We start from the raw sequence: 11685 nt of genomic DNA, 5'->3' as shown, positions 1-11685 counted from the left end.
ATTACATTAGGAACTTCCACAGCTGGTTTACCTGGTTCTATAATCTTACCTGTTCCTGGGACATCTTTCTTAGGAAGATTGTCATTTGGTACTTTACCTTTTCCGTCTTCACCGATTGTTACTGTGATTGGGTGATCCTTATCTTTACCTGGGATTTCTACCTTAGTTCCTGGTGGATATGTTCCTCCTCCTGGTCTCTTCGGTGTTACTGTTACATCACCTGTCTTAGGATCTTGATCAACATCTAATGTTGGTGTCTTATGAGCCGGTGTGGTTACATTAGGAACTTCTTCTGTTGGTTTACCTGGTTCTGTAATCTTACCTGTTCCTGGTACTTTACCTTCTGGTAATTCAGCGTTTGGTACTTTACCTTTACCTTCTTCATCGATTGTAACAGTGATTGGGTGGTCTTTATCTTTACCTGGAATTTCTACCTTAGTTCCTGGTGGGTATGTTGAGCCATCTGGTTTCTTAGGTGTTACTGTAACGTCACCTGTATTAGGATCTTGATCAACATCTAGTGTTGGTGTCTTATGTGCTGGCGTTGTCACATTAGGAACTTCTTCCGTTGGTTTACCTGGTTCTGTAATCTTACCTATTCCTGGCACTTTACCTTCTGGTAATTCACTGTTTGGTACTTTACCTTTTCCGTCTTCACCGATTGTTACTGTGATTGGGTGGTCTTTATCTTTACCTGGAATTTCTACCTTAGTTCCTGATGGGAATGGTGATCCGTCTGGTTTCTTAGGTGTTACTATTACATCACCTGTCTTAGGATCTTGTTCAACATCTAGTATTGGTGTCTTATGAGCCGGTGTGGTTACATTAGGAACTTCTTCTGTTGGTCTACCTGGTTCTGTAATCTTACCTGTTCCTGGTACTTTACCTTCTGGTAATTCAGCGTTTGGTACTTTACCTTTACCTTCTTCATCGATTGTAACAGTGATTGGGTGATCCTTATCTTTACCTGGGATCTCTACCTTAGTTCCTGGTGGATATGTTCCTCCTCCTGGTCTCTTCGGTGTTACTGTTACATCACCTGTCTTAGGATCTTGTTCAACATCTAATGTTGGTGTCTTATGTGCTGGTGTGGTTACATTAGGAACTTCTTCCGTTGGTTTACCTGGCTCTGTAATCTTACCTGTTCCTGGCACTTTTCCTTCTGGTAATTCACTGTTTGGTACTTTACCTTTTCCGTCTTCACCGATTGTTACTGTGATTGGGTGATCCTTATCTTTACCTGGGATTTCTACCTTAGTTCCTGATGGGAATGGTGATCCGTCTGGTTTCTTAGGTGTTACTGTTACATCACCTGTCTTAGGATCTTGTTCAACATCTAGTGTTGGTGTCTTATGAGCCGGTGTGGTTACTGGAACTGGTTGTGATGGGTTCTTATTAGGTTCTGTTACTGTTCCTGTTCCTGGGATAGCTTTCTTAGGAAGATTGTCATTTGGTACTTCACCTGAACCATTATCGCCAATCGTAACGGTGATTGTAATTGGGTTACCATCTTTATCTTCACCTGGGATTTCTACCTTAGTTCCTGGTGGGTATGGTTTTTTATCTTCTTTCTTAGGCGTTACAATCGCATCACCATTTGGTTGTGGAGTAATTTCAATCTCAACCGGTTGTTCTGTTGTTGGAGCACCTGGTATTATCTTACTTGGTGTTTCTACTGGAACTTCTTCCGTTGGTCTACCTGGTTCTGTAATCTTACCTGGTTCTGTAATCTTACCTGTTCCTGGGACTTTACCTTCTGGTAATTCACTGTTTGGTACTTTACCTTTTCCGTCTTCACCGATTGTTACTATGATTGGGTGATCCTTATCTTTACCTGGAATTTCTACCTTAGTTCCTGGTGGGAATGTTGATCCATCTGGTTTCTTAGGTGTTACTGTTACGTCACCTGTCTTAGGATCTTGATCCAACTCTAGTTTTGGTGTCTTATGTGCCGGTGTTGTTACATCTACTGGTTTTGATGGGTTCTTATTAGGTTCTGTTACTGTTCCTGTACCTGGGACAGCTTTCTTAGGAAGGTTGTCATTTGGTACTTTACCTTTACCATCTTGACCGATTTCAACAGTGATTGGACCATTTTCTCCTGGAATTTCTACCTTAGTTCCTGGTGGATATGTTGATCCATCTGGTTTCTTAGGTGTTACAATCGCATCTCCATTTGGTTGTGGAGTAATTTCGATTGTAGGAGTTTGAGTTGTTGGTGTCTTAGGATCTGTTCCATTTGTGATTTCTTCCTCATCTGGAATTCCATCGTTGTCATCGTCTGGATCAGTCACATCTGGAATACCGTCTCCATCTGTATCGCGTTGAATTTTAACTGGAACTTTGACTACAACTTCTTCTGTACCTTTTTTCAGTTTAACTGGAATTTCAACTGTACGTTCTTCTTCTTTTGGTTCCCAATTGTCTACTGTTGGTGTTCCTACTAGATTTCCGCCGTTATCAACTGTTAAACCATTTACTGGTTTATCTGTTGTAATCGTTGTACCTGGTTTGTTTGGTGTGATTACCTTAGTATTCGCTGGTACTGGTGTTTTTTCTGGGACAGTTGTTCCTGTTACTTTACCTGTTAATTTATCCGCTACTTTTGGATTTGCATCTTCTGTATCTGGAATTCCATCGTTGTCATCGTCTAGATCTACTTTATCTGGGATTCCATCTCCATCTGTATCTCTTTCAATAGTTACAGGGATTTTGACTACAGTTTCTTCTGTTCCACGTTTCAGTTTAACTGGAATTTCTACTGTGCGTTCTTCTTCTTTTGGTTCCCAATTATCTACTGTTGGTGTTCCTACTAGATTTCCGCCGTTATCAACTGTTAAACCATTTACTGGTTTATCTGTTGTAATCGTTGTACCTGGTTTGTTTGGTGTGATTACCTTAGTATTCGCTGGTACTGGTGTTTTTTCTGGGACAGTTTTTCCTGTTACTGTTCCTGTTAATCCATTCGCTACTTTTGGATCTGTTCCATTTTTGATTTCTTCCTCATCTGGAATTCCATCGTTGTCATCATCTGAATCTTCTTTATCTGGAATACCGTCTCCATCTGTATCGCGTTGAATTGGAACTGGAACTTTCACAGTAACTGTCTCGCCACCATTTGTAACTTTAACTGGAATCTCTACTATACGTTCTTCTTCTTTTGGTTCCCAATTGTCTACCGCTGGTGTTCCTTTAAGTTTACCTTCATCATCTACTGTTAAACCGTTTACTGGTTTGTCTGTTGTAATGCTTGAACCTGGTTTGTTTGGTGTCACAACTGTAACTGGTGTAATTGGCGCTTTTTCCGTAACTGGTGCTGGTGGTGTAACCTCAGCTGCCAAAGGTCCATTTGCTGTCCCTCTAGCTACAGGACTCTCAAGAGTAAGATTATTATCAATTCTCTTAGAAACTTTTGCAGTTACTTCTGTTTTATCTGCAACTTCAGCATCAGAAATTGTTATAACTCCTGCAGGTGTTACTGATACTTTATCCGTTGTTTTACCATTTACTGTTGCTGTCCAAGTATTTCCTGATTTCGTAACCGTTACAGTTTCTGGTGTAGTCTTACCTGTTGGTACATAAGTAAGGGTGATAGTATCAATATCTTGTGAATCAGTACTATTAGGGCGTGTTGGTGGTGTAATTGTTACACTACCATCCGCATTACCTACTATACTAGGTACTGTTGGTGTTACTGCCAACACTACTTGACGCTTAATTTCTGCAGGCGCAAATGTTGTTCTAGTTGTACTATTTACATCCGTAATAGAGTTTTTGTTAGCATCTGGGAATATTGCTGTTGCGTTTCGAGTATATTTACCTGAGTTATCTAGTGTTGTTCCTGGATCTAATTTATCACCTTGTTTCCATGTCCACGTCATACCACTTGGTAAATAGTTGTTTCCACGATCTGCTTTATCTTCACTATCGACTACTTTCAGGTAGTTATGTGCATCAATATTTTTAGAACTATCGGCTTTATTTAATGTTGAAGCTACTGGTACTTTTGCTATACCGTTTTCTAGATTTCGTGTTTCAATATCCACTACACGATATTTGAATTTCAAATCACGGCTATCTGTAGCACTACTTCCTTCTACATGTAGAGTTGATTCATGTATTCCTAAAGTTTCTGTATTTAATACATTACCTGAAGACAAGCGAGTTGCATATGGATTTGCTTCAGTTTTTCCTGTCTGAGATGTAAAGGTAGATGGAGTTACTCCTTTTGGAAGTCCTCCCTTAACTTCTACTTTAGAAATCACACCAGAATTATCCCATACTTTTAATTCTGGGTTAAATGTAGCTCCACGATAAATTGTAAATATTGGTGCATTAGCATTTTCTGTCAAACGAACACCATTCAAAGTTGCTTGTGGTTTTTGAGTGTCTCTTGCCACTGCTTTTGCTGAATCTGAATCAGCTCCATCTCCATTTTTTATAACTACTGTTACTTCTGTCAAATCTTTTACTTTGTCCGCTGGAATCGTGATTTCTCCAGTATTTGGATTGATTTGTACCTCTGGTTTATCTACTGTCCAGTTTCCTTTTGGATCTTTCTTACCTACAGCCGTTTTTGGTTGGTTATCTTCCCCTATATAGCTAACAGTAATCTTATCTGCCTTTGCTGGATCTTGTGGTTTACCTGTAACATCACCATTGTCTTTTGCTGTTGCTACTGGTGTTTGTGGTTTTGAGTTCTTAGTGGTATCTTTAGCTACAGGACTCTCAAGAGTTAGGTTATTATCAATTCTCTTAGAAACTTTGGCAGTTACTTCTGTTTTATCTGCAACTTCCGAATCTGGAATTGTAACTACACCTGCAGGTGTTACTGATACTTTATCCGTTGGTTTACCATTTACTGTCGCTGTCCAAGTATTTCCTGATTTCGTAACCGTTACAATCTCTGGACTTGTTTTACCTGTCGGTGTGTAAGTAAGTGTAATAGTATCAATATCCTGTGGATTAGTACTATTAGGGCGTGTTGGTGGTGTAATTGTTACACTACCATTCTCATTTCCAACTACGCTAGGCACTGTTGGCGTTACTGCTAACACTACTTGACGCTTAATTTCTGCAGGCGCAAATGTTGTTCTAGTCGTACTATTATTATCTGTAATAGAGTTTTTGCTAGCATCTGGGAATATTGCTGTTGCGTTTCGAGTATATTTACCTGAGTTATCTAGTGTTGTTCCTGGATCTAGGCTGTCGCCTTGTTTCCATGTCCATGTCATACCACTTGGTAAATAACTGTTTCCACGATCTGCTTTATCTTCACTATCTACTACTTTTAGATAATTATGTGCATCAATATTCTTACCACTGCTTGTAACATTTAAGGTTGAACCTACTGGTACTTTTGCTACACCGTTCTCTAGATTTTTTGATTCAATATCAACTACACGGTATTTGAATTTTAAATCACGACTATCTGTAGCACTACTTCCTTCTACATGAAGAGTTCCTATGTGGTCTCCTAGCGTTTGAGTATTCAATACTGTACCTGAAGATAAACGTGTTGTGTATGGTGTTTTTTCAGTTTTACCTGTTTGAGCTGTAAATGTAGATGCTGTTATTCCATATGGAAGATTTCCCGTTGTTACTTTAGAGATTACACCAGAGTTATCCCATACTTTTAATTCTGGGTTAAATGTAGCTCCACGATAAACTGTAAATATTGGTGCATTAGCATTTTCTGTCAAACGAACTCCATTTAACGTTGCTTCTGGTTTTTGAGTATCACGCGGTGTTACATTGAATGTAAATGTCACTGGCTTAGCTTCGTGACCTGCATTATCAGTAGCCTTAAATGTAATCGTATTTGTTTTACCAACATCTTCTGCAGTTGTTGTAATTGTAATTCGTCTTGTTTTTTCAGTATTCGTGTCTGTTACTGAAGTTGCAGATACATTCCCTGTAATAAGTCTACTACTGTATTTCTTTGTTAAATCACTAGGATCAAAATTAACATTTTTATCGTCTCTTGCTGTTACTGTGAAGGTTACAGTTTCACCTTCTACTACTGTTTGTTTAGCTGGTGAGATTGTTAATGTAGGTGGCTGTGTATCTGGTGCTTCTGTTGGAGTAACAGGATTGCTTCGAACAGAAGTTACTGTTCCACCATTATTCACAACTGTTTCAGCTGTAATAGGATTCCCTGGTAACTCTCCTTTAACCGTAACTGTCGCTGTCTCTCCTTTAGTTGTTCCAGTTCCGATAACTGTATTTCCATCGTAAATCTTAACTGTCGAACCATCTTTCACTCCACTTCCAACATTAACCGTAATTTGTTGATTTGTTAAGCCTTTTTTATTGGCAACATTTGTTGTAATAGTCGGTTGTTTCGGTTTAACGATTAATGTAACTGTCCCATCTGAACCTGAGTTAGCATCAGTTGATTTAGAACCGTCTTTATAAGTCGCAATAGATTTATACTTGAATACTCCAGCTTGTGTTGTACTTGGTGAATTACTATTTTCCCAACTCCAACTCATACCACCAGGGAATGATTTGTTATTTTTATGTTTAACATAGCCCGAAGATACAGGATTTATCGGATCTCCTGCGTTATCTCCCACTGTTTTTGTAACTGTTAAACCTTGAATTGGGTCTAATGGTGCGTCGGGTTGACTTACTACTCTTGTTCCAAGACCAGCATAGACGTATCCCGCAGTTGCATTCGTAGCTGAGCCAGCCTTAGTAGTTACAGCCATACTCCCTGCTTTTTGTGCTTCTGCAGCAGTCACATTATCTCTTAGGCGCATTTTTACATGATATTTGTAAGCATAATTTTGATGACTACTTATAGTTAATATATGAGAATAAGACCCTCCAGGATAGCTACCGTTTGATTTAATAATCCCATTTAGTTCAGAATTATCTTTTAAATTTTTCAACATTTCTTGTCGTTGATTGTCTCTACCTGGGCCACCATCCAACTGATAAAGAAGATTTCTATCATTCCATGATCTTCTAGCACCCGAATCTTGATATTTATAACTTTTTAAAGGAATATTATACGTATCCCCTACCTTAGTGAAATGATTAGGATTATCAGAAAGCGTCCCTGTACCTCTGTTATTTGTATATCGTTCGTAATAAGATTCGTAAATAGTCCCTACTGGATAGTTATTCCCACTATTATACAAGATGTCACGTGGAGGATAGAACCAAAATGTATTATTAGTCGTTCCATCCAAAGCTTTACCATCATTTTGGAAGTAAACATCGTAAGTAATAAATCTCTTACCATTTTCTTCACTATATTTTGCCGTCATAAACGTTTTTGAAATCGTACGATCACGATTCCCAATAGTCGTTGTTCCTTGCCCTTTAGCTTCTGATATATATTCTTTAACATTAATTAAGGCATTTTCTACACGACCATATTCAACAGTAGTCGCTCTAAACTGTGCTCCTTCTCCCATGCTCTTGCCATTACGTGAGTCACGAGCACCTGAATTCAAACGCGTTGTAGCATTTTTAACAGAGTTAAACATTCTCTTCACACGTTTTGTCATATCTTCAACATCGTTCAGAGAAACTGTTGTATTTTCAAGAACACCTTGAGCCAATCCCAATAGTTCATTGGCTTTTTCAAGAACTTCTTTGCTTGTCTCATGCTCAGGCAATTCCAAAACAGCTGCCTGCAATTGATCTACAGATACTTTCAAAGCATCTTTTTTAGCTGATACAGTTTGGCTTTCTTCGCTTGCGCTTACTGCAGGAGAAGGTTGGTTCGCTAGGTTGTCAGCTGGCTTCTCAGTTTTATCTGCTTGTTTATCAACTTGAACCTCAGTTACTTCCTTAGCAGCTGATACGACTGTCACATCTTTAGACAAGAGTTCTACAAGCTTATCGATATCCTTTTGAGCCAGCTCAGAACTTTCTAGGGCTTCTTTCCCTTTTTGAAGTCTGTCTTTAACAGGTGAGACTACTGATTCGTCAAGGCTTAATTTAGTTGAAAGAAGAGCATTTAATTCTTCAACTACTTTTCTCAACTTAGTTTTATCAACTGTAGGCGCGCTATTTGTAGCGTTTGTAAGCGCTTGATTTTCTGCATCTACTTTGTTTTCAGTAGTGTCTGTACTCTCTTGAGGCAACTTGGCCTCATCTTTAGGGTTCACTACACCCGCATTAGCCGTATTAGATTGTGGAGCGTTTGGAACCACACTATCCGCACTAGCAACGCGCGCACCCAAAAACATCAGCGCTGCAACAGCAACTGAAGCGGCACCGAAACTGTATTTACGAATAGAAAAGCGCAAGACTTTTTCACGTTGCTGGCGCTTTATTCTACTGAGTGAATTTGACTTATTTTCCATTGTTCCTCCTTATGTTAAAACACAAAATCAAATTAAAAAGCAACCTTCATGGCTACACATCTTATAGTAATGCACCCATGAAACCTACTATGATGAGCATTTCTTACACATCACAGCTATCACAGCTCAATTATACCATTTTTAATATATTCAATCAAACAAAATAATATAAATACGGATAATTTAAAGAAAGCGCAACCAAGAAGTCTATAATAATTAAAAATGACTCTGCATAACAATAGATATCCTACACTTAATTTTAAGATTTTCTTCAGATATATCCGATAAATATAAATTTATACTATTTTAAAATCAAATTCATAAACTTTCGTCTTATAAACAAATATATGATAGTTTTAATTAAAATCCTATCATTGATTTCCATGACTATAAAAGCTGTTGAATTTCAAAGTATATACTTACACCACGATACTTCTTTAATAGTGTATAAACAAAAGGGAAACTTTGATTTTTAATGAGTATAGTGGATGGAAGCTAGAATAGTATGCCGTGGTTTCTAAAACATTTCTAGAAATTAATTTAACTTTCCTAGTCGATTTGTTCACATCTTATTTCAATCAACTATATCGGCTCTTAGTACCAATACTAATATCTACTTTTCCGAGAATACAAGAACAGCCTTGCACCTCTTGAAATGAGGAACAAGGCTGTTTCTTGATTTTTTGTGTTCATTGTCCACTTAACAATAAACAGTTCATATTTTGACTACATTTTTAGTCTTCTTTTTTCTTTCCAAAAGCAAGGACGAGACCGCCTAGCATACCGAGAAGCCCTAGAGATACAAAAGTCACATTTGATTCTGTTCCTGTATTTGGTAATACATTTTGAGAATCTTTTGATTTAACTCCATTATCAATAGCATCTGTAGTATCTTCACGAGTTGTATTCGGGGTAACTTCATCTGGAATTGGAGTTGTTGGTGCAGCTGTATCTTGACCAGAATTTCCATTAGCATCATGTGTTGCTGGCGCAACTGGAGTTGGAGTTGTTAGCGCAGCCGTATCGTGACCAGAATTTCCATTAATATCAGGTAGGACTGGAGTTACTGGAATTGTACTTCCACTTACTTTGCTGAAAATGTGGGTCATTACTGGTTCATTTTCATCAATCACAGTTCGTACAAATTCATATCCTGGAATTGATCCATGTTCAGCATCCTTTTCATTACCTGTCTTAACGGATGGTTTCAATACATTTCCAGCTTCATCAATCCATCGAACATCAATCATTAGCTCTGGCAATTCAATCGAATCCGGTAATACACCGTTTTCAAAAATTGTTACCTTAGGTGGATTTTCGACTGGAACTTCCACAGCTGGTTTACCTGGTTCTGTAACTTTACCTTCTCCATTTTCACCTGGGATTTCTACCTTAGTTCCTGGTTGATATGTTGAACTATCTGTTTTTTTCGGTGTTACTGTAACATCACCTGTCTTAGGATTTTGTTCTAACTCTACTTTTGGTGTCTTACCTGTTGGGGTTGTTACCTCAGGAACTTCAACAGATGGTTTATCTGGCTCAGTAATCTGACCTGGTTTTGTAACTTTACCTTCTGGGAGGTCACTGTTGGGTACTTTACCTTTTCCATCTTCACCTAGCATTTCTACCTTAGTCCCTGATGGGGATGTTGAGCCATCTCGCTTCTTCGGTGTCACTGTAGCATCACCTGTCTTATGAGATTGTTCTAACTCTACTGTTGGTTCTTTACTTGTTCCATAAGTTCGAACTGTTGTCGGAGTTACCTTACCTGTTTTTGGATCAACTTCATAGGTAGTGGTATCAATCACATCGCGGCCTTCAGGATCTTTAGATTGTTCAACCTTAGTTTTCGCACCAACTTTAACGATTGTCTTACCTGCTGGGGTGACTACTATGCTACCAACGTGTTCTGTGACCTGACCGTCCTTTGGATCTACATCGTAAGTGGTTGTAGTAACTGTTTTACCTTTGGCTCCTTCAACGCGTTCATAAGATGTGCCAACTTCTCGTTCACCATCTCTGACATACTCAACTTCTGGTTCAATCGGAGTTACTACTACTTTATCCTTAGCTGGGACTTTGACAATTGTTTCTGTTGGATTTACTACTACTGGTTCTCCTACTCTTTCTGTAATGGTTCCATCTGCTGGATTTACTTCGTAAGTAGTAGTTTTTGTACGTGAACCTGCTTGGCCTGCTTCTTCTACATTGTCTTGGCCTTTTTCGCGTGTATCATCTTTCACATATTTCTTAGGTGATGGAATTGCTGTTGTTTCTACTTTATCCTTCGCTGCGACTTTAACAATAGTATTACTTGGTTCTTTCGTACGAACCGGTTGAACTTCACTTGCTGTAATCTTTCCAGTATTAGGATCCACAGTGTAAGTGGTTGTGATAGTGTCTTCTCCATCTTCACCTTTAACAGTAGTTGGGGCTGTACCTTTTTCTTTAGTATCATCTTTTTCATAGACAACTGGCGACGGTACTACTCTCTTCTCAACTGTTGGTTCTTTGCTCGTTCCATAAGTTCGAACTGTTGTTGGAGTTACCTTACCTGTTTGTGTATTAACTTCATAGGTAGTGGTATCAATCACATCAAGACCTTGGTCATCCTTATTACGTTCAACCTTAGTTTTCGCACCAACTTTAACGACTGTTTTACCTGCTGGGGTGACAACTGGATTACCAACGTGTTCTGTGATATGACCGTCGTGTAGATCTACATCGTAAGTAGTTGTAGTAACTGTTTTACCTTTAGCTCCTTCAACGCGTTCATCAGGTGTACCAACTTCTCGTTCATCATCTCTAACATACTCAACTTCTGGTTCAATCAGGGTTTCTACTACTTTATCTTTGGCACCAACTTTAACGACTTTTGGCACCATTTCTGTTCCACTAACGACTGGTTTTCCATCCGTTACTGTACCGTTAGTTTCATTAACAAGTGTTGATGTTGTTGTTACTATCTTACCTTCAGATCCATTATTAATAACCGTATTAGTTCCTACATCTTTGGTTTTATCTGCTTCATACCGTGTTGTTACCGGAATTATTTTGGTTACAACTTTGGATTTGACGCCATTTGGACTGGCAATGTCTTTCCTTACTGTAGGAGTTAAGGCACCGGTACTTGCATTGACTTCGTAGCTGGTAGTCTTCTTAACTACATCATCGCCTTCTTTGAGGTATTCAACCTCATCTTGAGCTGGGACTTTGACCACTGTCGGTTTTGATGGGACTACTACTGCCGGTTCTTCATGTGGAATGAGGTTACCATCTGTCGAATTCACAGTATAAGTGGTAGTTACTGTTTTAGTTCCTGGAGTACCAGCTACTGTGATTTTTGCTTCACCTTTAGTCT

2 protein-coding genes are annotated in these 11685 nt (G+C 38.8%); both read right to left on the bottom strand.

Annotated features, from left to right (window positions below; translation table 11 throughout):
• On the bottom strand, positions 1–8324 hold an 8324-nt coding region (locus N8L33_RS09645; RefSeq protein WP_261059726.1), incomplete at its 3' end, for a sialoglycan-binding domain-containing protein.
• A gap of 734 nt (positions 8325–9058) precedes the next feature.
• Positions 9059–11685 (bottom strand): G5 domain-containing protein (locus tag N8L33_RS09640; RefSeq protein ID WP_261059725.1); only part of this gene is annotated, 2627 nt, incomplete at its 5' end.

Origin of the sequence: Streptococcus mitis, assembly GCF_946188695.1 — a bacterium.
In the GTDB taxonomy this organism is placed as follows: Bacteria; Bacillota; Bacilli; order Lactobacillales; family Streptococcaceae; genus Streptococcus; species Streptococcus mitis_DF.
Note: the sequence above shows the minus strand (reverse complement) of the source record. Positions and strands in the feature narration are given on the sequence as shown.